Here is a 22,488-nt window from a genome sequence, read left to right as displayed (position 1 = left end):
CCGTCGCAGAAGTGTGGTCCGCCGTCATCCATGAGGGTGGCTCTCACTGCCACTCGTTCTTGGAGACGGGATTGCGCGGCTCGCGCCCCTGGATCGTTCGTTTCACCTCTTCGGCCGCGGACTGTCGAAGTTCGACGAGGGAGTCCTCCGAATACCAGGCCGAATGGGGCGTGGCGACGACGTCGTCGCGTGACAGGAGCGACTCGTCGACCGGCGGTTCGGTCTCGAGGACGTCGAGGCCGGCCGCCGCGATGGTCCCGTCGTCGAGGGCCGATTCGAGGGCGTCCTGGTCGATCACCTCGCCACGACTCGTGTTGACGAGGATCGCCCCCTCGCCCATCGTCTCAAGCGCCGCCGCATCGATCATCCCCGTGGTTTCGTCGGTCAGCGGTGGATGGAGGCTGACGACGTCCGATCGGGCGAGCAGCGTCTCGAAGGAGACGGGATCCACGCCACGGGACCGCAGCTCTTCCGGCGGGACGTACGGGTCGTAGGCCACGAGGTCGCCGAAAATCGGGGACGCTTTCGCCGCCATCCGCCGGCCGATGTTCCCCACACCGACCAGGCCGAGCGTCAGGTCACTGAGTCGGTCGATGCGCACGCCATCGGACCACTCCCAGCGACCGTCGCTGGTCGCCCGGTCGTAGACGTGGACCTTCCGCGCCAGGGTCAACAGGAGGGCGAGCGCGTGTGTCGATACCTCCTCGAGACAGTAGTCCGGAACGTTGGTCACCCTGATATTCCGGTCGGCCGCCGCCTCGAGGTCGATGTTGTCGAACCCGATCCCGGAGCGAGCGACGATTCGGAGGTCGTCCAGGCGCTCGATCACCGACGCCGGAACCGGGACGTTCGCGTCGACGATGATCCCGAACGCGTCGCTCGCCTCGGTGGCAACTCGTTCGGGACTGATGCCGTCGGCCAACGTCAGATCGACGCCAACGTCGTCGAAGACGGCCCGCTCGATCGACAGATCCGCGATTCGCTCGTCGAAGACGACGACACGAGGCGTATGCATACGTGCCAGCGAGGCGTCGTGCCGGTATAAATGGTGGTCCTTCGCTCGAGGCCTCGGGGAGATGCCCCGAGCCGGCGCTCACCCGGAGAGGGAGACGAGGATCGCCCCGACGACCACGATGGTCGCGGCCGCAGCCAGTTTCCACGTCACGCGTTCGAGTTCCCGGGGGAGGAACGCCGCGGAGATGGCGATGACTCCCAGCGGTGAGAGCTGGATGATGGGGATGACGACCACCACCGGCGCCAGCTGGAGTGCGAGAAAATACGCGGTGAGGCCGAACGTACTGGCCAGCGCCGCGACGACGTACCACCGGAGATCCGCCTGGCGGCCCGGTCGATAGAGCCGCCCGCCAGTGAGCCGATGGTAGGCCGTGTGGCTGAGGAGTGCCGCGGCCGTCATGATCGTCAGCCCGACGAGGACCGGGGTGCCCGAATCGAGGCCGATCCGAACGAATATCGGTTCGATACCGATGAACAGCGCCGCTCCCAGCGGCAACAGCATGGCGGTCCAGGCCTCTCGGAGCGACGGTTTCTCGGCTGCGTCGGCGGCGGTCAACCAGGAGATGGTCGCGATGCCGGCCACGATTAACACGATTCCGATGCCGTGTCTCGGGGTCAGAGTCTCGCCGAGGAACCTGACCGCCAGCACGGCGGAGACGAGTGCAGACGCCGAGACCACCGGCGTCGTTCGACTGGCGCCGACCGCCCTGATACCCCTGAACAGACAGATCCGGCCGAGCATGAGCCCGGAGAGGCCGGCCGCCGCGAAGACGGCCACGGCGAGCGGGGAGAGCCCGAACGTCGGATAGTGGAGAAGTACCGCGATGGGGCCGATGACGGCCAGGTTCGTCACCATGACGACGGTTATCGCGTCGGTGACGCTCCCGCGAACCGTTCCGAGTCGTATCGCGACGTTGTGGACGGCCCAGAGGAGGGCGGTGAGTCCCGAGAGGGCGATTCCCCCGATGTAGACGAGTTCCACGGCTGGTCTTCTTCGAGGGTGTTAATCAAAGAACCGAAATGTCGAGTCGAATCGTCCGGCCAACCGCCGACGGTGGGCAGAGGAGAAGGCCCCGATTCAGACCGTTATCGTCTCGCTCAGATCGAACGGTTCGTCGCCCTCGAGGACGTGCACCTCGGCGTCGCTCCCGGTCGCCTTCACCTCGCGACGGAAGTCCTCGGGGTCCTGTTCGATCGGTGGGAAGGTGTCGTAGTGCATCGGGAAGACGTGGTCGACGTCGAGCCAGTCGGTCGCGACGGCCGCCTGCCACGGTCCCATCGTGAAGTGGTCGCCGATGGGGAGTGCGGCCGCGTCCGGCTCGAGGAACGGTCCGATGACGTCGCGCATCTCGGTCATGAGGCCGGTGTCGCCGGCGTGGTAGAACGTCTCGCTCTCCTCGTCTGTGACCTGGGTCGGCTTCGTGTCGCTGATGACGACTCCGGCCGGCATGTCGCCCGAGACCTGGTAGTCGGTCTCGAAACCGTTGGTGTGGTCCGCCCGATGCATCGTCACGTAGGCGTCACCCACCTCGACGGTCCCACCGAGATTCATACCGATGGTGTCTTCGACGCCGTATTCGTCGGCGACGTAGCCGGCCAGTTCGGGGGTCGCGACGACGGTCGCCTCGGCGAACTCGCCGACGTGCGCGATGTGGTCGGCGTGGCCGTGGGTCAGCAGGACGAAGTCCGGGGTGTCGACGTCCGCCGGCGACAGGTCCGTCTTCGGGTTGTCGAAGAAGGGGTCGATGAGGATGTCGGTGCCGTCCAGCGTTACGTACCACGTCGAGTGGCCGTGCCAGGTGAGCTCCATACCACCCTAGGGTACGGGGGAAGGCGACTTAAATGATGATGAATCGACCAGTTCGCCACCGCCACACCGCGGCGGACACGGAAATCCTTAGGGTGGGTGGGTCGAAAGCGGAGGGCATGCGACGTGTACGCTTCCGAGACCCAGCAGGGGCCGTCAGAATCGGGGAATGGACCGACGATGCGATCGAATTCGCCGACGAGACCTACGATCCGGCCGAAGTCGACGTCATCGCACCGACGGACCCCTCGAAGATCGTCTGTGTCGGGCTCAATTACGCCGACCACGCAGCCGAGCGGAACAAGGACGTTCCGGACCGGCCGCTGCTCTTCTTGAAGACCCCGAACACCGTCTCCCATCACGGCGCGACGGTCACCCTCCCGGCCGGCAAAGACCGCGTCGACCACGAAGCCGAACTCGCCGTCGTCATCGGAGAGCAGGCGCGGAACGTCGACGCCGACGAGGGGATGGACTACGTAGCGGGCTACACCATCCTGGACGACGTTTCGAACCGGACCGACCAGGACAAGGAGACCAACTGGGTCCGTGGGAAGTCTTTCGACGGCGCCGCACCGATGGGTCCGGTGCTCGTCGACCCCGAGGACGTCCCCGACGACGCTGCGATCGAACTTCGCGTCAACGGCGAGGTTCGCCAGCACTCGTCCATCGATCAGTTCATCTTCTCCGTCCCGGACCTCATCGAGGAGATCACGACGTACATGACCCTCGAAGCCGGGGACGTCATCAGTACGGGGACGCCCTCGGGGGTCGCCCCACTGTCGGACGGCGACCACGTCGCAGTCGAGATCGACGGTATCGGCGTCCTCGAACACGACGTTCGTGTTCCGTAACGTCGGTTTCCCGTCTCTAGATGCCGGCCACCAGGAGTCCGACGTCGAGCAACAGCAGGAGGGCGACGATTCCGGCGACGCCGAGGATCGTGCGCCCACTCTTCTGGTCGTCGAGCACTCGCGATGCACCGATCTCGACGGTGACCATGAGTACGAGCCAGAGTACGACCATCGTGGAGAGCAACAGGCCCCGCGTCGAACTCGTGAAGTAACTGTGTGAGTAGCCGGTAGCCATGTAGCCACCGCTGAGCAGGGTGATGACCGCACTCGAGCGCGAGACGAGTCGCAGTCTGTCGACGACGAGGTCCGAGAGTGCACTCGCGGTGTCACTCGCCAATCCCCCGGCGAGCAGGGCGGTGAACACGACGGCGCCGGTCCAGAGCCCCCCGAAGACGACGTGGGAGACGACGGCGACGGAGTCGAGAAGTGCCATGGTCGAGACTTACCCGCTCGACCATTAAAGCCGGGGGTGGCGGCGAGGTGGGCCGTTTGCGGTGGGCACGTTTAAGGGCCACCGCCGAGTTCCTCCGGGCATGCAACCGCGGGACCTTGCTGCCCACGAGGAGTACGTCGCCGGTCGCGGTATCGAGGAGGTCGCCCGCGAACTCGGCCGGGATCCAGGGGAGTTCGTGAAGCTGGCGTCGAACGAGAATCCGCTCGGCCCGAGTCCCGCTGGCGTCGCGGCGATTCGGGACATCGCCGACGAGATCCATCACTATCCGAAGGCGGTCCACGCGGACCTGGTCGCCGCGCTGGCGAACCGGTGGGACGTCGCAGACGAACAGATATGGCTGGCCAACGGTGGTGACGGCGCCCTCGATTACCTGGGCCGGGCCATGCTCGACCCCGGCGACGCCGTCCTCGTTCCCGATCCTGGGTTCGCGTACTACGGGATGAGTGCACGATTCCACCACGGGACGGTCAACACCTACCCGGTCACCGAGGCCGACGGCTTCGCGCTCTCGCCGGCCAACGTCTTCGAGACCTACGACGGCGAGCGTATCGTCTATCTCACGAGTCCCCACAACCCCACGGGGAGTCGTTTCTCGCTCGAAGACGTGACGACCATCGCCGAGGGGACGGACGAGGAAACGCTCGTGGTCGTGGACGAAGCCTACGGCGAGTTCACCGAGGCCCCGTCGGCGGTCGAATTGCTCGATGACCGCGACGACGTGGCCGTCCTCCGAACCTTCTCGAAGGCGTACGGCCTCGCCGGTCTCCGACTGGGCTACGCCATCGTTCCAGGCGCGTGGGCGGATGCGTACGCCAAGGTGAATACACCGTTCGCCGCCAGCGCCGTCGCCTGCACGGCAGGGCTGGCCGCCCTCGGGGACGACGAACACGTCGAGAAGACCACGGACCTCGTCCGCTGGTCCCGTGAGTATATGCGAGAGCGCCTCGAAGCCTCCACCTACGAGAGCCACGGGAACTTCGTGCTGGCCGAGGTGGGTGACGCGAGCGACGTTACCGAGACCCTCAAACAGCGGGGCATCATCGTGCGCGATTGCTCGTCGTTCGGCCTCCCCGAGCACGTCCGGATCACCTGTGGGACGAAACGGGAGACCAAACGGGTCGTCTCGGCACTCAACGAGGTGCTGGCCGAGTGAGACTCGCGGTCACCGGCACCCCGGGGACGGGAAAGACCACGGCGACCGACCGTGTGGAGACCGACCTCGACGTCGTCCACCTGAACGAACTCATCCGTCGGGAGGGGCTCTACACCGAGGTCGACGAAGACCGGGAGAGCGTCGTCGCCGACCTCGACGCCGTGGCGACCAGACTCGAGGGGTTGGACGACATCATCGTGGACTCACACCTCTCGCACTATCTGGAAGTGGAGGACGTCGTCGTCCTGCGGTGTGAACCGGGCGAACTCGAACGACGCCTTCGGCGCCGGGGTGCATCGGCGGCGAAAGCGGCGGAGAACGCGGAGAGCGAGGCGCTCGACGTTATCCTCTCCGAAGCGGTCCAGGGACATGGCGAGGACCACGTCTACGAGGTAGATACCACTGACCGGTCCCCGGAGGAGGTCGCCGAAGAGATCGAACGGATCCTCCAGGGTGACGTGCGACCCTCGGCCGGGACCGTCGACTTCACGGGATATCTATGACCCTGGATAGACTCCGGCCGCTGGCGACGCGAGCGCTCCGACCGTTCGTCGCGGGGGCCGTTCGTCTCGGACTCTCTCCTGATGGCGTGAGCGTAATCGCGTTCGTCTTCGCCGTCGTCGCTGCCGCGGGGTTCTACGTAGCGACGCCGCTCGCCTACCTGCTGGGCGCGTTCTTCGTCTTCCTCAACGGGTGGCTCGACCTCCTGGATGGCGCTCTTGCCCGGGAACTCGACGTCGATTCACGGGCGGGCGACCTCCTCGATCACGTCCTCGACCGGTACGCGGACGTGATCGTCGTGGGCGGCCTGGCCGCGGGCATCGAGCAGTACGCCCTCGGGTTCCTGGCGGTTACCGGCGTCCTCCTTACGTCGTACCTCGGCACCCAGGTTGAAGCCGTCGGGCTGTCTCGCCAGTACGGCGGGTTGCTCGGGCGGGCCGACCGCCTGGCGCTCATTGGCCTGGTCGGGTTCGCGATGGCCATCGTCCCGCGGGTCGGTGGCATGTCCCTCGTCGCCTGGTTGCTCGTGCTCTTCACGGTCGTCGGCCATCTCACCGCGCTGCAGCGCTTCTGGGGTGCCTGGCGCGACCTCGCGGCGTAGCGGCGCACCATTTATAGGTTGTCGTCGGTAACTCCTTCCCATGGTCCAGTGTGAGATGTGTGGCGCGGAGACCGGGAGTCCCAAGACGGTCAAGGTCGAGGGGGCGGAACTCCAGGTCTGTGACTCCTGTGCCGACTTCGGCACGGAGGTCGAGACGCAGACCTCGAGCAGTACGTCCACCAAGTATTCGACGAGTTCGTCGTCGGGCAGTTCCTCGTCATCGAGTGGCGGCAGTAGCTCCGGCGGTTCCTCGGGTGGCCGACGCCGCCGTGACATGTTCGACGAGATGGACGAGGTCGCCGCGGATTACGACCAGCGAATCAGGAACGCCCGCGAGGCCGAAGGACTCACCCAGGAGGAACTGGCCGACCAGTTGAACGAGAAGGCGAGTCTCGTCCGCAAACTCGAACACGGGGACATCCTCCCCAGCGACGACGTCCAGCGCAAGCTCGAGAAGCACCTGGGTATCTCGCTCACCGAATCTGCAACCGGCGACGACGAGGAGTGGGAGTCCGGCGGCGACGGCCAGGGACTCACCCTCGGCGACATGGTCAAGCGCAAGGATTGAACCGACCCAAAGAACAACCTTTTTCGCTGCGCGCCGACCCGTCTGGGGTATGTTCGTTCTCGTCAATCTCAAGGCGTATCCCGCGGACCCCGTGGCCGTCGCGGAAGCAGCCGCGGCCGTCGCGGAGTCGTCCGGGGTAGACATCGCGGTCGCACCGCAGGCGGCCGACGTCGCTCGCGTCGTCGACACCGGCGCGGAGACCTGGGCCCAGCACGTCAGTCCCGTCGACTACGGGAGCCACACCGGGAGTACACTCGCCGAATCCGTGGCCGCGAACGGTGCCGTGGGCACCCTGATCAATCATTCGGAGCGGCGCCTGAAACTCGCCGACATCGACGCCGCCCTCGAGGCCGCCGACCGGGCCGACCTGGAGACGGTCGTCTGCGCGAACAACCCCGAGCAGATCGCCGCAGCGGCCGCCCTCGGCCCCGACGCGGTCGCCGTCGAACCACCCGAACTCATCGGGACGGGGACGCCGGTCAGCCAGGCCGACCCCGACATCGTCGAGGACGCCGTCGCGGCAGCCGAAGCCGTCGACCCGTCCATCGACGTCTACTGTGGCGCGGGTATCAGCACCGGGGAGGACCTCGTCGCGGCCCAGGACCTGGGCGCAGATGGCGTCCTCCTCGCCAGTGGCGTCGCGAAAGCGGACGATCCGAAAGCTGCTCTCGAAGACCTCGTCAGCCAGCGCTGAACGCTACCAGGTCAGCCCTTCGTAAACCAGTCCGTCGCGCCGTTCGATTATCCGCCGTCCGTCGATGACGACCGGCGTCGCCATCGCGTCGAATTCCTCGTCCAGGTCCGCGAACTCGGGCCAGTCAGTGACGACGAGTACCCCGTCCGCGCCATCGAGTGCGGTGGCCGCGGAATCGACGTAGCGAACCTCGGGGAACCGCTCTTCCATCTCGTCGGTAGCGACCGGATCGTAGGCGACGACGTCCGCCCCTCTCTCTTCGAGCCCGCGGATGACGGGGATGGCTCGGGAATTCCGGATGTCGTCGGTGTGCGGTTTGAACGAGAGGCCGAGGACGGCGACCTGTTTACCCTCGACGTCGACGTGTTCCTCCAGGAGGCCGAGCAGTCGCCGGGGCTGTTTGTCGTTCACTTCGACGACCGCATCCAGTACCCCGGGCTCGTAGTCGACGTCGCGGGCGGCGGCGCGGAGGGCGTCGACGTCTTTCGGGAAACACGATCCACCCCACCCAACGCCGCTCCGGAGAAAGTGCTCGCTGATGCGGTGGTCGAGTCCGATGGCGTCGGCCACCTCGTATGAATCCACCTCGAACTCCTTGGCCACGTTGCCGAGTTCGTTGACGAGGCTGACCTTCGAGGCGAGGAAGGCGTTGTTAGCGTACTTGATGAACTCCGCCTCGCGGATGCCGGTGTCGACGACGGCGGGGTCGGCCGTCTCGACGAGTGGCGCGAAGACGTCGTGCATCGCCTCGCCGACCCAGTCGGTCTCCCATCCGAGGACGACCTTGTCCGGGTCGAGGAAGTCGTCGACGGCACTCCCCTCGCGGAGGAATTCGGGGTTCATGCCGATCCCCACGTTCTCGCCGAGTTCGTTGCCCTCCACCGCAGCAAGCGCCGTACCGACCAGATCCTCGGTCGTCCCGGGGATCACGGTGCTCTTGACGACGACCGTGTGCCGGTCTTCTTTCGTCGAGAGTGCGTCGGCCACCGACCCAGCACCGGCCTCGACGATAGAGCGGTCGATGCTGCCGTCGTCCCGCGAGGGCGTCGGAAGGGCGAGGAAGGTGACGTCCGTCTCCCGGATGGCCTCGTAATCCGTCGTCGCCCGGAGGCCCGCCCCGGCGTGTTCGGCGACCAGGTCGTCGAGTCCTGGTTCGTGGATCGGAGCATCGCCGTCGTTGATGGCCCCGACGATCGATTCGTCGATATCGACGTTGATCACGTCGTGTCCCAGGTCCGCGAAGCAGGCGGCGATGGTCGATCCGACGTAGCCGCTCCCGACGATACTGACGTCCATTGGTGGCACAAGGGCGGGACCGCCTTTTACGGTTTCCGTGTCGGCTCAATCCTCGTCCGTCCGGTCCGGGTCGTACTCGAAGAGTCTCGCCTGGTCGTTCGTGTATCGGTCGGTCTCTTTCGGTTCAGTGTCCCGTCCGCCCGTCGCAGTGGCTTCCTCTTCCCCACCGCCGTCCCAGCTATCGAGGTCCGCCTGGTCCCGGTCCGAGAAGCTGAGATTGGCGACGCGAACCCCGACCTTCCTGATACGTTCGCCGTCGAACTCCTCGAGGAGGTCGTGAGCGACCGATTCGACCAGGTCGGGTTCGTCGACCGGTCCCGGAAGCGTTTTCGCTCGGGTGTTGACATCGTACGGCGGTGTCACTACTTTTACACCGATGGTGCGGTAGAGGGCCCCGCGGCGCTTCGCTCGCTGGGCAACGGCCCCTGCCAGGCCGGTCGCCCGTTCGACTACCAGGTCGAAGTCCTCGACTGCGCCGTCGAAGGCCGATTCCCGCGAGAGGCTCTTCGGCTTCCCGCGTGGCTCTACCTGACGGGGGTCGTCGCCCAGGGCCCGACGGTGAAACTCCTCGCCCCGCTCGCCGAATTTCGCCCGTAGTTCGGCGGGATCGGCGGCTGCCAGGTCGCCGGCCGTCTCGATGCCCATTGAGGTCAGTTCGTCTGCAGTCACCGGCCCGATGCCGTGGATGTCTCCCACCGGGAGCGGTGCGAGGAAGTCCGCGACCTCGTCCGGGGAAACGACCACGAGGCCGTCGGGTTTGTCGTGATCGCTCGCGATCTTGGCCGTGCTCATGTTGGGGGCGACACCGACGCTCGCCGGCACCCCGACCTCGCGAGCGATGCGCTGTTTGACGTGCCGGCCGAAGCCCTCGGCGACCTCCCAGGCGGTCCGCTCGGTCACGTCCAGATACGCCTCGTCGATGCTCACGACCCGCAGCGTGTCCGCCAGTTCGGTCAGTATCTCGCGGACCTGTTCGCTCACCGCCTCGTAGAAATCCATATCGACGGGGCGGTACCAGGCCGTCTCGGGGTCGTTCGGATTCTCTTCGCGGCGGGGGAGTCTGTCGAGGGCACTCGAGATGCCCATCGCGCTCTCGACGCCGTGGTCGCGGGCCTCGTAACTCGCGGTGGCGACCGCACCGGTCTGTTCGCCCGCCTCGTAGCCCATGCCGACGACGACCGGTTCGCCCCGGAGGGTTGGCTCGCGCAACCGCTCGCAGGACGCGTAGAAGCAGTCCATGTCGACGTGGAGGACGATGCGCTCTTCCTCCGTCGGGGCGCCTGGAAGGGTCTCCCCGCGCGGCATACCCGCCGGTAGGCGCCCGTCGGCCATTACCCTTCGGAACATCGTATCGAAGTAATCGGGCGTATGCGTCGATCGATGTCCGATTCGCGAGGCAGGTATCGAGCAATACTGGCCCAACGCAATCGTCATCGGCGTATCGGAGATGTCGGCGCTGGAACTAGTGGCCTTTTGTGATTGTTCGCGCTCTCCGGCGGTCGTCACTTGTTTGCCGGTGGATTACCGGGCGCCCCTCGATTGATAGTTGGATGAATTAGCGTTCTTTCATATGTTGGCACGTAACAATGTGGTCCCGGTCACAGAGGTAAAGGGATGACGCCAGCACCCATGTCGACGGTCACAGTACTCCATTCTCTCATTGGTCCCCAGACGGCCGCCGGAAACCGAGGAACGCGAAAAACACTCGACGTGATTCCCGGAACACCGCGGTGGGTCTCCGACCTGGGAAGATGACTACTGGCATCTCGGTCGTGATACCGACGTATAACGAACGCCGGAACATCTCCGGTATCGTGGCGCATTCGTTGGATGCGCTCGAAGAGTTCGAGTCCGAGATTATCGTCGTCGACGATGACTCTCACGATCTGACATGGCAAGTTGCCAGGACCGTCTACGACGATCACGATCACGTGCAAATCGTTCGTCGGACTGAGGAATCTGGACTTGCGACGGCAGTATCACGGGGATTCGAGGAGGCTTCATACGACTACTACGCGGTAATCGATGCTGATTTTCAGCATCCACCCGAGGTTCTCTCCGATATTGCTCGCGCCTTGGAAGAGGGCGCTGACATCGCAATTGGGAGTCGGTATGTTGCAGATGGTGCCATCGATAACTGGACGTCATATCGGAAATTCGTTAGTCAGTCCGCATCGTCCATCGCCAAGATCAGCATTCCTTGGATTCGTGATATTTCCGATCCGCTTTCCGGGTTTTTTGGTGTGGACAGTGACGTCATTGACGCGGTCGAGCTCGACCCCATCGGTTACAAAATCCTTCTCGAAATCCTCGCCAAGGGTGAGTATCGAACAGTTGCGGAGATCCCATACACCTTTCACGATCGGGAGCGGGGAGAGAGTAACCTCGGCTTCGAGGAGTATCTCAATTTTGTCTATCATTTGCTTTCGCTGCATTCGGAGCGATTGATAGCAGACGTGCGAGAGTACACGGGCAATCATGGTGCAAATCAGCGAACGTCGAGTGTGCATGGAAAAAACCGATGACCACGAGAATCGCGATCTGTACTCACTTCTCGATCGAACATTTTCGAGGGGGTGAGAAATGGGCTGTCAACCTGGCGAACGATCTTGTGAAAGACGACTCGATCGCTGTTTCCGTGCGGTCGCTCCCGTATGCTCCGAATGGTGATCGAAAGGTCGTTGCGGAGGACGTCCTCGACGAAGCAGTACCATATGTCGAAGCGTGGCGACACGACCTCGCTGGTGTTGATGCTGCGTACGTGATGTACCACCCTGGAGCGAGCGTCGTGAATTTCCATGGCGCAGATCATTATATCGCCGGCATCCACTCCTGGCTCTACGTTTCCCCACAATTGTTCGAACAACACTATGGCGTCATTCCGACGGTGACGAAACTCGCCTATCGGGCGTTTGGAAGATACGATTTGGATCGCTATGACGCGGTCCACTCGGTCACTCCCGTCACAGAACATATCTTCAGTCCCAGTATATTCATTCCAAATTTCGTCGACACAACACTGTTCGAACCAGATCGGGCGTCCTTATTCGATCGATTTACCGCGTTCGTCCCTGCCGCACATATCGACGAAAAAGGGTGGGACATTTCTAGAGCGGTCGCCGCACGAGCATCGCCCGATATTTCGTTCATCACCACCGGGACGACGGATTCGCCCGATATCGAGACGACCGGATTTCTCTCGGAACGTGAGTTGGCCGACCTGTATTCCAGGTCACATGTAGTCCTTCATCCAGCGCGTGTGGATACCGATAGCATGGTGATCAACGAAGCGATTGCCTCCGGTACCCCGGTCGTAACGACTCCATTACCCACACACGTTCGAGAAAACGACGCGATCGTGCACGCCAGCTCCGTCGACGAGATAGTCTCCGTTATCTCGGGACTAGCGTCCGAATTTTCGACAACCCGTGGGGCATACGATGCCCGGAGCGAGTTGGCACGCACCATCGCAGCAGATCGTAGCAAGGAAAAGATCCTCCCGAAATTACAGAAACTCCTCACGACAGTCGCAGACAGCGCGGAAGACCTGCATCCGGATGTCACTGAACGAACAGATCATCGATCAGCTCTCGCGAGCACACCACCAGGTCACGCCGAGGAGAAACTGTGAGTGGATTCGAACCAATCGCCTTGGTTAGAACCGTGGCCACTCCCAAAAATCGACGGTTATTGAAATATTTGTTGGTTGGAATTATCGGTGTGGCAATCAATCAAAGCGTCCTCTATGTTTCGACGGGGATTATCGGGATTTCGTATCTCATCGGTGGGTTCCTCGGCCAACTCGTCAGTCTCACCTCGAATTATGCCATCAATGACGCGTGGACGTGGCAAAAATTCGGCGCTACTGGATTCAGAGCATGGATGTATCGCGGCGTGAAATATGGCGGCACTCGCGCCGTTGGAGTTCTGATACACCTCATCTCCCTCGGTGCCCTCGTCGAACTGTTGCAGATTCACTATTTGATTGCGAATCTCATCGCGATCGGCCTCGGCGTTGCATGGGGATTTGGTGCGAGTGACAAATTGGTGTGGCAGACCGGGGAAACTTCGCCCCTCGAGCGACGGCTACGCTCCGTTTTGACATCTACCCTCGAATCGATCGATCATGGAACTCGGCAGGTTCTCCTCCTCTCCACGGTGGTATTCGTGCTCCTATCGACGTATACGATTTTACTCTATCACAGCTTTTGGATGACCGGGGGCGATTTCGGTTCGTACGTCCACGCGTTCGAGACGACTCGCCTGGGAACCGACTTTTTACACACTGGCCGCTACCGGGTTGGAAATCTCACGAGTTCGTACTGGGGGGAACACTTCTCCGTCACGTTACTTTTCGTCTACCCGATATACTGGCTCTTCCCCTATCAGGAGACGTTATTGGTCGTCAAATCGCTATTCCTGTCGCTTAGCATCCCTGTTCTTTGGTTCATTGCCCGTGAACACACGTCTTCTCGGCTCGCAAAACTCGTCGTCCTCGCATACGTATTTAACCCGTTTTTGTATTCTGCGTGGTTGTTCGACTTCCAAGAACAGATCTTCCTCCCTGCTCTCATCATGGGCGCGTACTACTTCTATCTGAAACGATACTACGCTCTATTTCTCGGGGCGATTGTCGCTGTCTTACTCACGAACGAATTCATGGTCTTTCTTATTGGCGGATCCGCAATCGGGCTTGGAATTGCCGCCTACCGATCTGAAAACCGATCGTTACGTCGGGAATGGGCCATATTCGCCATGTTGTTACTGATGGTGATTGGAACCCACCAACTAGCCGGATACGTAATCTCTCAATTCAACCAGTTCAGTGGGATCCCGGTGCGATCAATTGCAGAGCCATTTCGCCCGTATATCGACTCCCATCGGGTCGGTGCCGGTGAACTTATCCACGTTCTACTGAGTAATCCGGCAGTCGCCTGGGACAGTCTTTCTCATAATTTGTTAATGAAAGCGATATTCCTCGTCATGTTTCTCGTACCCGTGGCGTTCCTCTCGCTGTGGGACGATATCGCCGTGATGAGTCTTGTCCCATTCATCGGCTTTGCCTGGGTGTTTTCTAGCTCCTCCCAATACTACATGTTCGGCGCCCACTACCCGCTGTATCTTCTCCCATTCCTCTTTATTGGCCTCGTCAGGGTCATCGGATCGTTATCACTGACGGACGAGGCGTACCGAACACTCAAGCGAATTTTCGTCACGATCATCGTGGTGAACGCGTTCGTTGGCATCGCCGCTGGAATCGAACACCAGGCGATCCCTTCGCAATCCGAGCATGCAGAGACAGTTACCGAAGCGCTGGAAACGATACCACGGGATGCCTCCCTCGTCACTCAGAATGACATCTACCCACACGTTGCCGATCGGCCAAATGCCGTTTTCATCGCATCTGAGCACATCTATCTGAAGTATAAATCGACTCACGGCGTCGACCAGCCAGAGTATATACTGTTCGATACTGAGACCGACTCTCGACCCGAGCAGTGGTCACGGCCGGTACAGAATGCATACGCTGGAGAACTGACGGAGGACTACGGTCTCATTCGATACCAGGACGGTATCTGGATCTTCAAGAAAGGATATTCCGGTGCTCCACGGGGAATTACCGACGAGTATCATCCCCCCCGCGAAGCGTATGATACGACGGAGCTCATTCGAGGGAGCGGTGTCATCTCCGGTAACACCATCGAAAGTAGTCACGGAAACGAACAGGACGTCATTTGGTTTGGACCGTATGCTTCACTCCCACCCGCTACCTACAATGTCACATTCGAAGTGAACACTGAGACAGAACCCGGCGACGCGGCTGCACGTTTGGAAGTCGTCGACGACGTCGATAGTGAGCCGCTCAATTATAAACGGATTTCTCAGACGGATGGATGGGAGCAAGTCACCCTCACGGTCAGTTTGGCGAACTACTCCAACTCTCTCGAATTTCGTGGCATACGTTTGTCTAACGATAGCACGATATCTGTTAGAAGGGTCACGGTGACGCCTGTACCGGAAGAGTCCCTGAGGAGCACACCGTAGGAAAGGCCAACGCAGTTTGCAACGGCATTGGTATTCGCCGACGACTGCGCCCGTCTGGCAGCCGACCGGCAGTCAAGCCACAGTCTGCGTTGCCGTACGGTGTCGATTCGTGACAGGGATCCTGTGGGTGATGCAGTCGACTAACTGACCGCTCGTCATCTGGTAGCCGTTGTACCGGTATCCGTTACCCGGGCCTGTACCTACGCTTCAGGAGAACTGGCCCTCGATTCGCGTGCCCTTCTCCCGGCAGATTTCGAGGCCGTGTTTGGCAGCCATACCCGCATCGTGGGCGGTCGTCCCCCTCCCGACACCGACCTGGAGTTCGACGTCCGCGTCATCGTTGACGAAGTCGATTGTTTCCTCGAAGTCGTCGTGGCCCATTCCCGAGGTGATGGCGATGACGTTGTCGCCGCCGACGAAGAAGGCGAGCGAGCCGTGTGCGTCGTGGAGGTGGCGCATGAGCGAGGCGTATCCCTGCTCGATCTCGATGAACGTCGAGAAGGCGTCGAGTTCGTCGGTGTACTTGCCGGTCGCGTTGACGACGTCGTAGTGGGCGATCTGGACGTCTTCGTCCGTGCGTTCGTCCTCGTCGAGTGTCTGGCCCCGGAGGATCTCCGTCCGGTTCTCGTCCTGAGCGCTGCCCTCTTCCTGCAGTCGGGCGGTCGCATCCACGAGCGCGTTCGCGGGAGCTGGCCCGTGACCGATGCCCAGACTGATGGTCACCGGATACCGGTTCCGGATGGACTCCTGGATGCGCGCGTGGTCTTCCTCGTCCATCCCGTTCGTGATGGCGATCATGTTGTCGAACCGCGTGAAGAAGACGTAGCCGTCCTGCATCCCGAACGACTGGGAGAGATCCGCGAAGAGCCGTGACTGCATCGTCTGGAGGTCCACCTCGCGGCGAGGGGTCGGCGTGACGGTCCACGGGCCGTAGTTGTCGATCTGGATGAGGGTGACCTGTGTGTTCGACACGTTGGTCACGGGTTCGTACGACTGTGGTTAACCGCTTTCGATTGGTGGTCGATACCGCCGGGGCTGTTCGCACGTGGCTGTCTACCGTCTCGCCGCCGCCCGTTCACTCCTCGCGTTCGAGTTTCTGCTTCCGGCGATCGAACTCCTCTTCACTCAGGTCTCCCCGGGCGTACGCGGTCCGTAACTCCTCCATCGCGGTGTCGTGCTCGCGCGTGCCTCCGCTGGCGCGCTGGAGGAGCAGAACGCCCCCTCCGATGACGAGGAAGAAGAACAACAACATCACGAGGAAGCCGGCGAATGGAACCCACCCGGTTGCCGTCCCGAACTGCCCCGTCATTCCGCCGTACCCCATCATCCCACCGACCCCGATCGTCATCATGAGCAGCGGCAGGAGGACGATCACGCCCAGGATCAGGAGGACGATCGTCGTCGCGTCGAGGTCGTTCGCGGCCATCGCCGATCAGGTCTCCGTCGCGGCTCCGGGGCCCGCCGCGAGCGACTCGATGATCCGATCGTACCGTTCTTTGACCTCCGTGGCGATGCTGTCGAGTGCGTCGTTGTCGGCGATGCCGACGAGTTGCTCGGGATCCCCTGCGCTGACCACGACCTCCCCCTCGTCGGTCTCGTAGACGATGAGATTACACGGCAACAGTGCCCCCAGTTCTATCTCCTCGTTGAGTCCCTCGTGTGCGAGCGGCGGGTTGCAGGCAGCGAGGATGCGGTATCGCTGGAACTCCTCACCGAGTTTCTCCTGGAACGTCGCCTGGATGTCGATGTCGCAGAGCACGCCGAATCCCTCGTCTTCGAGTGCGGCCATCGTCGCATCGATCGCGTCGTCGAAACTGGCGTCCACCGTCGTTCGGGTCGTGTATCCCATGGTTCATCCTTCCATCCGAACCCGCTTAACAGTTTGTAACACTGACATGATATCGCTGTCTCACACCTTTTCTATCGACAGCCATCGCGACTGATGCGGTACGTCCCCGCTCAGGCGGCACAGTTGTTCGGCCCGAGTTCGAGTTCGGTCGCTTCACTCTCGCTACCGGCGGATTCGGCCCCGGTATTGATCGCGATGACCGACTCGTAGTTCGGGGGTTTCTCGGGGATGTCCTCTGTCAGGCGTTTCACGAACGTCTCCCGATCGAGGTGGAGCAACTCGAGGGCATCGTGAAGGTCGCCCAGGCGAGCAGTGACGGCCTCACCCGGGGACCCCTGCTCGTATCGACCGTCGTTCGTGACCGAGCGGTGTCCCGGGAGCACTGTCGTATCGGCTGGCAGTTCGAGGATGGTCTCGTGAAGCGTGTCGAATAGCATGTCCGCCCCGTGGGCGGCTTCGCCCTCGCCGAACTGGAGTTCGGTGCGACCGACCGAATCGACGAACAGGGTGTCACCCGTCAGAAGCAGTTCGCCGTCGACCAGATAGACCATCATCTCCGAAGTGTGTCCCGGAGCCGAGAACGCCTCGATATCCATGCCGTGTCGGTCGACGAGCTGCCCGTCCGAAAGCGGTACGTAGTCGTGCGTGACGTCTCGTTCCCGGGCGGACTCGCCGAGGGTGTACGGAACGTCGAGGTCGTCGGCAAGCGCCGCTCCTCCGGAAATGTGGTCGGCGTGGACGTGCGTATCGAGTACCCACTCGATGGTCAGTCCAGCGCCCTGGGCCGCGAGTTTGAACTCATCGGTCTGCCTGGTCGGGTCGACGACCACGGCTTCGTTCGTCACCCTCGATCCGATGACGTATCCCAGACAGCCCTTGGCTCGCCGCTGGACCTGTCGAACGACGAGGTCCTCGTTGTCCACCTCGATAGGAACGACTTCGTAGACCTTGCTCCACGCCTCCATCCCGCCGTCGACGATCGAAACGTCGTATCCATGCTCCTCGAGTTCGAAACTGAAGGGTACAGAGGTACGCCCCTTCCCACAGATGGTAACGATCGGTTCGCCATCGGTCACCGCGGCTATCTCCTCGAGCTGGGCTGCATCGATTCCCTCTTCCGGATCGTACGGGACGTTTCTGGCGTTCTGTACGTGCCACGCCTCGAAGCTCTCCGCGTCTCTGGTGTCGATGAGCGTGAAGCGTTCGTTCGCGTCGATCATGTCCGCGAGCCGTTCGGCGGTGATGGTCTCGACCATGGGTGTTGGGGAAGTGCGTTCGGTTTCCGAAGCCGACCACTGTAATCCGTGGCTGGTGTGGCCGACGAGGTCGGTGAAGTATGACTTCGGGCGTGAGCCACATTCAAGCTTGCTGTCAACCCCGTCCGATATCGGGGTGGGTCGTCCAGGAAACCGCGGATGCTGGTCCCTGCTTGGCATCGACTCGTCGGGACGAATCGGTAATTGAATCGGCTCGGGGTGCGGCCATCCCATCCCACACGATGCACGACTGTCCCGTGATGGATGCAACCGGCCGGCGGGCTCCCGGCCGACTGACCACGATCGAGGACTGGATCCGCGGCACGCCCGAGCCGTCCTTCGGTCAACTCGAGCGGTGCACGGTCGCCGTCCCCGTGAAGTACCGTGCTCTCCTTTCGAATCAACGAGATGCTGGCACAGTTGCTTCCGCGAGTGACTGTCGATTCAAACTCGTCAATAACTCTCCTTCGCCCAGCGCACCGACTGTCGATTGACAACTGTCCGGGGCCGATCCGATCTAGCGGGGGTGACCCACTGCCGTCAGCGGGCCCCACTCTCTCGACCGCGTTCGGTCAGTCGACCAGTCGCCGAGCGTACTTCTCCGCGATCTGCCGGCGCGCGGCCGTCAACCGCTTGGAGACGGCTCCCTGAGAGATGTCGAGTTCGTCGGCGATCTCCTCCTGTGTGGTCCCTCTCGGTCGTTCGTAGTACCCAGCGTTCAGGGCCACGAGGAACGCCTCCCGCTGTTTGGCGGTCAGCATGTCCTCGGCGTGGCGATCCGCGCTGGCGGGCGTGATCCGCTCGAGTCTGACCGTCGCACCGGTATCGTCGAGGCTGTTCACCAGGGACGCCAGGCCGGACCGGTCCGGGACGGTGATCGCGAACTGCAACGTTCCATCGTCCACGCCGGTCATCTCCCAGACGCAGTCGTGAGTGTCGAAGACGGGACACAGACACTGGTCGCCGATCTTCGCCGTCTGGAAGCTCGTCGACCTGCCGGAGCCGATGACCAGTCGGCATTCGGTTCCCGATTCGTTCCCCGCCGAGGACCGACGCACCGACTCGACGGTCTCGGTCATCAGCGGACAGGTCGCCTCGTTCGGCGGTCGGATCGCCAACCGGACGTCGAGCGGTGCTGGCGCGTCGGCCTGTGATTGGATCGGTGACGCCGTCCCGGCCATACTCATACGTTGTAGTCGAGAACTATAATTACTAGTGTTTTCGAGTATAATTCAACCGCTATTTACCGTAGTTGTGGTAGACCGCCAATCAAATCCGTTCGTCCTGTACGGACGTCGCCTCTCTGGTCGGCGGTTGCGCGCTCACAATGTCTTTGCAGACCGAGCTTGCTCTGAACGCCGGTGTAGCTGCTCGAGTCGCCGTTCGTTGGCTCGTTCGAGGTCGTCGGGGAGGTCGCCGCTCGCCTCCGCGAGTCTGGTTTCCACGCGGGCGAGTCGGTCCTGGACCGTTCGAAGGCTCTCGTCGGCACCTCCGCGGTCGCCTGCGTCGGCTCGCTCGGCTGCACGGCGGGCGGCTTCTACAACGGCATCGAGCGCTCGAGCGAGACCCTTGAGTGCGTTCTCCGCACCACCGCTCGACCCCCCAGTCGAACGCCCGTCATCGTTACCATCGCCCACGTTGCCGACAGCCGTACTCGTCTCTTCGGCCACGTCGGCGAGATACGCCGCCAGGGGCGCCTTGCCGGTTCGCGGTTCGCCGATGCGGACACGGGCCTGCTCGGCCGGATTGACGCGGTACGCCCCGATCTCGTCGGCAGAATCTCTGACCTCGGTCGTGTACGCACCGCCCCGGTGGAGATAGACCGCGTCCGGCTCTTCGAGCGGGGCATCGTAAATTCGGCCAGCGAAGTCGTCCTCGACGGCGAGGTCGGTCAGGTCGTCGTCCGTACCGCGGGGATCGACCTCGAGTTTCGTCGAGTTCTCGCGGGAGACCAGTGGGATCGCTCCCGCGACACCGGCTGTCGTCAGCCCGCCGTCGGCGGAGCCGACGGAGACCGTCTCGCTGTGTGGTTCGACACCGGCGCCGTTCACCGTCAATCGATGATCGCCGTCGGGAACGTCCTGCACGACGGCGAGGCCACTGAACGTCGGGACCGCCTCCGGTTCGCTCTCGAGCAGGGCGACCGATTCGACGGAGAGCGCCGCCGTCGTTATCCCCTCTCCATCGGGTGCCTGGTCGTTGGTGATCGCCTCCGCGACTGTTGCAACGACAGTGTTGATCGCCGGTGGCTCGCCGATGACGTCGTATCGGTCGGCCAGTGCCGCTCGATGGTTCGGCTCGGAGATGTCGTCGGCGGGCTCGTCGTATCGAGGTTGCTCCCACGGGACGCCCGAGGTCGTGATGTGACTCGCGATGGCGTCCTCCGCGAAGTCCGGGACGGCGAACTCGAAGCCGAGTTGTGGCCCCGCGAAGTCGGTGATGTGTTCGAGCTCCGCCGACGGGACGAGGTCGTATTCGACGTCGGCGTCCCCATCACGACCCGCGGCCTGGAATAGCAGTCCCGTCGCCCGTTCGGGCAGGTCACTCGGCGGTGACGTGAGGTCGGCGAACGACCGGATCGTCAGCTCGTCGGCGACGAGGTCGTCGCGATCGACCGAAGGGAGTCGCTCGTGGTCGTAGATCGGTTCGCCGTCGAGCTCCGGGACCAGATAGGGAAGTCGCGATCCTTCGTCTCGGGGGAGCCCGTACGCAACGGGGATGTTGGCGACGTCCTCCAGGCCCTCGATCGCGCTGTTGGTGATATCCGCGAACGTGTCCTCGACGGAGAAGCGCTGGAACTGGTCCACGACGTCGTTGACCGACAGCGCACTCGAGTGCGATCCCAGTTCGGAGAGGATCCGTGGCACGCGGTCCGGTTCGGGGTCGAGAAATTCGTTGTTCGGGACCCGCCCCGAATGGGAGCTGGCGACGTACAGCTGTGGGTCGCCGGAATCCGTGTCGACGAACACGTGGAGCACCTCCCAGTCGTGCCAGTGGAAGTTCGTCGTGAACTGGTCGAACGCCGAGTAGTACCAGAACTGCACGACGGCCAGCGGCGAGTCGTCGTACTCGACCGCGTGGTAGAATACCGTCGGCGACGGGGGCGCCCCGGAGCGTTTGAACCGCTCAGTGTACCCATCGAAGGCGGCGAACCCATCGACGACCGTCTCGCCATCCTGCTCGGTCTCGTAGGGTCGGGGATCGGTCGGGAACCACTTCTCCTCTTCGTCGAAGTACAACGTCGGCGCGAACCGCTCGGCGAGATCACGGGCACGGTCACCATCCACTGTGGACGTGTCGCCGTCATCGTCCCGAGCGAATGTCGAGCAGCCCGCGAGCGCCGTCCCTCCGGCGAGGGCTGCCACTGACCTGAGATAGCCACGCCGTCCGATACTGGACGGTGATCGCCCCGTCTCGGCTGTTCGCTCGTTGGCTGTATCTACCGGCTGATACCCTGGGGATCCTCTCGATGGGTCTTCTTCCATAGAATTCAGGCCACCTGTTCGCTGTCCCGGAACGTGACGGTCCGATCGTCAGTCTGGACTGTCGTCACGATGGTTATCCAGCCGTCTCGCTGGTTCACCTTCCGTGCATCGAGCAGTGATAGCTCGACTCGTCTCGTCGTCGTGTGTGCCTCACCGCCCTCGAGCGTTCCGACGTCCTCGCGCCCCTCCCACACGATGTCGTTCTCCTCGGTGGTGTCTTCGCCGGCATAGACCCGCGTATAGACGGTCACGCCCGTCGCGGTGTCGTCCTGTTCGTTGGTCAGGGTCGCCGTGACGTCACGACAGGTCGTCCCACACTCCTCGATATCGTCGATGGTGAATGTGAACGGCGGCGTTTGGGTCGTCGCCTCCTCGGTCGTCCCGTCATCGGTGGCCGTCTCCCGGGAGGGTTCATCACCGGGCGCAGCGGTCGCGGGGGTCTCCGTTGGTGTCTCGGTGGGGAACTCTGAGAGTGTATCGCCGGAGCCATTCCCGCCCGGGGCCGGTCCGACGCCCGACAAGACGGCGGCCCCGATACCCAGGGCAAGTACCAGCACGACCAGTACCCCGCCGACGACGTGCGTTCGGTTCATGGGCTGGGTTCGATCGAATGGAAGGGTAGGGAGTGGTCCTCGACAGACGGCGGTACTGGCAGGATGGAACTGTGGCTAGTCGGGATTCTCCCCTCGTACGGACCGTGATGTTCGGGAGGGCCATCGGTCGAAATCCATTCTGATGCCACGTCGGTGACTGTGATGATGGGCGTGTCTACGATCCGGAGACTCGAAAACACTTCGGGGCAATCGACCGCCGAGTATGCGGAAACCATCTCTTTTGTCTCCCGTTCTGCATCTCCCGTTCGGCTGGTGCGGTGACGATCGACACCTTACTAGTAAGCATCTGGTTATCAGTCG

At 62.6% G+C, this 22,488-nt stretch carries 22 protein-coding genes; 9 read left to right on the top strand and 13 right to left on the bottom strand.

Going from position 1 to position 22,488, the window contains the following annotated elements; all coding sequences use genetic code 11:
* Positions 1–43: 43 nt before the first annotated feature.
* The 3 genes from HSRCO_RS08970 to HSRCO_RS08960 all read right to left on the bottom strand — a co-directional run bounded on the left by HSRCO_RS08970 (position 44) and on the right by HSRCO_RS08960 (position 2,824).
* Positions 44–1,015, bottom strand: a complete 972-nt coding sequence (locus HSRCO_RS08970; protein ID WP_259517306.1) for a C-terminal binding protein — start codon at positions 1,013–1,015, stop codon at positions 44–46.
* Between the two features lie 78 nt (positions 1,016–1,093).
* Positions 1,094–1,996, bottom strand: a complete 903-nt coding sequence (locus HSRCO_RS08965; protein WP_259517305.1) for a DMT family transporter — start codon at positions 1,994–1,996, stop codon at positions 1,094–1,096.
* A gap of 96 nt (positions 1,997–2,092) precedes the next feature.
* Entirely contained in the window at positions 2,093–2,824 is a 732-nt protein-coding gene (locus HSRCO_RS08960; protein WP_259517304.1) for a metal-dependent hydrolase, read from the bottom strand.
* A 116-nt stretch (positions 2,825–2,940) separates the two neighbouring features.
* Here HSRCO_RS08960 and HSRCO_RS08955 point away from each other — a divergent pair, with 116 nt between their 5' ends.
* Entirely contained in the window at positions 2,941–3,672 is a 732-nt protein-coding gene (locus tag HSRCO_RS08955; RefSeq protein WP_259517303.1) for a fumarylacetoacetate hydrolase family protein, read from the top strand.
* A 16-nt stretch (positions 3,673–3,688) separates the two neighbouring features.
* On the opposite strand, the gene HSRCO_RS08950 is transcribed toward HSRCO_RS08955, so the two are convergent.
* On the bottom strand, positions 3,689–4,105 hold the full coding sequence (locus HSRCO_RS08950) for a hypothetical protein (RefSeq protein WP_259517302.1): 417 nt from the start codon (positions 4,103–4,105) through the stop codon (positions 3,689–3,691).
* A gap of 100 nt (positions 4,106–4,205) precedes the next feature.
* Here HSRCO_RS08950 and hisC point away from each other — a divergent pair, with 100 nt between their 5' ends.
* Genes hisC through tpiA form a run of 5 tightly spaced genes read left to right on the top strand, consistent with a single transcriptional unit; the run spans position 4,206 to position 7,643 of the window.
* Complete coding sequence (hisC, locus tag HSRCO_RS08945; protein WP_259517301.1) at positions 4,206–5,279, top strand: histidinol-phosphate transaminase; 1,074 nt, start codon at positions 4,206–4,208, stop codon at positions 5,277–5,279.
* Positions 5,276–5,782 carry an adenylate kinase family protein gene (locus HSRCO_RS08940; RefSeq protein WP_259517300.1) on the top strand — a complete coding sequence of 169 codons (507 nt, stop codon included), beginning with the start codon at positions 5,276–5,278 and terminating at the stop codon, positions 5,780–5,782. Before hisC ends, HSRCO_RS08940 begins: the two co-directional genes overlap by 4 nt.
* Positions 5,779–6,381 carry a CDP-alcohol phosphatidyltransferase family protein gene (locus HSRCO_RS08935; protein ID WP_259517299.1) on the top strand — a complete coding sequence of 201 codons (603 nt, stop codon included), beginning with the start codon at positions 5,779–5,781 and terminating at the stop codon, positions 6,379–6,381. Before HSRCO_RS08940 ends, HSRCO_RS08935 begins: the two co-directional genes overlap by 4 nt.
* Before the next feature lie 40 nt (positions 6,382–6,421).
* A complete protein-coding gene (locus HSRCO_RS08930) occupies positions 6,422–6,949 on the top strand; it encodes a multiprotein bridging factor aMBF1 (protein WP_259517298.1) in 528 nt (175 codons plus the stop codon).
* A gap of 49 nt (positions 6,950–6,998) precedes the next feature.
* Entirely contained in the window at positions 6,999–7,643 is a 645-nt protein-coding gene (gene tpiA, locus HSRCO_RS08925) for a triose-phosphate isomerase (RefSeq protein WP_259517297.1), read from the top strand.
* A gap of 3 nt (positions 7,644–7,646) precedes the next feature.
* On the opposite strand, the gene aglM is transcribed toward tpiA, so the two are convergent.
* Positions 7,647–8,939, bottom strand: a complete 1,293-nt coding sequence (gene aglM, locus HSRCO_RS08920; RefSeq protein WP_259517296.1) for a UDP-glucose 6-dehydrogenase AglM — start codon at positions 8,937–8,939, stop codon at positions 7,647–7,649.
* 45 nt (positions 8,940–8,984) lie between these two features.
* Positions 8,985–10,244, bottom strand: coding sequence for a DNA polymerase IV (gene dinB / locus HSRCO_RS08915; RefSeq protein ID WP_259517295.1), 1,260 nt, complete (start codon positions 10,242–10,244; stop codon positions 8,985–8,987).
* A gap of 446 nt (positions 10,245–10,690) precedes the next feature.
* Here dinB and HSRCO_RS08910 point away from each other — a divergent pair, with 446 nt between their 5' ends.
* Genes HSRCO_RS08910 through HSRCO_RS08900 form a run of 3 tightly spaced genes read left to right on the top strand, consistent with a single transcriptional unit; the run spans position 10,691 to position 14,984 of the window.
* Positions 10,691–11,464 carry a polyprenol monophosphomannose synthase gene (locus HSRCO_RS08910; RefSeq protein ID WP_259517294.1) on the top strand — a complete coding sequence of 258 codons (774 nt, stop codon included), beginning with the start codon at positions 10,691–10,693 and terminating at the stop codon, positions 11,462–11,464.
* Positions 11,461–12,570 (top strand): glycosyltransferase family 4 protein, encoded by a 1,110-nt coding sequence (locus HSRCO_RS08905; protein WP_259517293.1) that lies wholly within the window; start codon positions 11,461–11,463, stop codon positions 12,568–12,570. The genes HSRCO_RS08910 and HSRCO_RS08905 overlap by 4 nt, the downstream gene beginning before the upstream one ends.
* Entirely contained in the window at positions 12,567–14,984 is a 2,418-nt protein-coding gene (locus tag HSRCO_RS08900; RefSeq protein ID WP_259517292.1) for a GtrA family protein, read from the top strand. Before HSRCO_RS08905 ends, HSRCO_RS08900 begins: the two co-directional genes overlap by 4 nt.
* A 207-nt stretch (positions 14,985–15,191) precedes the next feature.
* Here the strand turns inward: HSRCO_RS08900 and HSRCO_RS08895 are convergent, their stop codons facing one another.
* From HSRCO_RS08895 to HSRCO_RS08865, 7 genes are all read right to left on the bottom strand, one after another.
* On the bottom strand, positions 15,192–15,956 hold the full coding sequence (locus HSRCO_RS08895; protein WP_259517291.1) for a GTP cyclohydrolase III: 765 nt from the start codon (positions 15,954–15,956) through the stop codon (positions 15,192–15,194).
* Positions 15,957–16,059: 103 nt separating this feature from the next.
* Entirely contained in the window at positions 16,060–16,410 is a 351-nt protein-coding gene (locus HSRCO_RS08890; protein ID WP_259517290.1) for an SHOCT domain-containing protein, read from the bottom strand.
* 6 nt (positions 16,411–16,416) lie between these two features.
* The gene (locus HSRCO_RS08885) at positions 16,417–16,833 is read right to left on the bottom strand and encodes a DUF302 domain-containing protein (RefSeq protein WP_259517289.1); all 417 of its coding nucleotides are present in this window, start codon (positions 16,831–16,833) and stop codon (positions 16,417–16,419) included.
* A gap of 110 nt (positions 16,834–16,943) precedes the next feature.
* A complete protein-coding gene (locus HSRCO_RS08880; RefSeq protein WP_259517288.1) occupies positions 16,944–18,089 on the bottom strand; it encodes a rhodanese-like domain-containing protein in 1,146 nt (381 codons plus the stop codon).
* A gap of 572 nt (positions 18,090–18,661) precedes the next feature.
* Entirely contained in the window at positions 18,662–19,270 is a 609-nt protein-coding gene (locus HSRCO_RS08875) for a helix-turn-helix domain-containing protein (protein ID WP_259517286.1), read from the bottom strand.
* Positions 19,271–19,411: 141 nt separating this feature from the next.
* A complete protein-coding gene (locus HSRCO_RS08870; RefSeq protein WP_396266392.1) occupies positions 19,412–21,574 on the bottom strand; it encodes a hypothetical protein in 2,163 nt (720 codons plus the stop codon).
* A gap of 5 nt (positions 21,575–21,579) precedes the next feature.
* Positions 21,580–22,167: a hypothetical protein gene (locus HSRCO_RS08865; RefSeq protein WP_259517284.1), complete on the bottom strand. Its 588-nt coding sequence runs from the start codon at positions 22,165–22,167 to the stop codon at positions 21,580–21,582.
* Between the last annotated feature and the right edge of the window lie 321 nt (positions 22,168–22,488).

Source organism: Halanaeroarchaeum sp. HSR-CO, from assembly GCF_024972755.1.
Classification (GTDB): domain Archaea; phylum Halobacteriota; class Halobacteria; order Halobacteriales; family Halobacteriaceae; genus Halanaeroarchaeum.
This window is presented reverse-complemented; position numbering and strand designations above follow the sequence as displayed.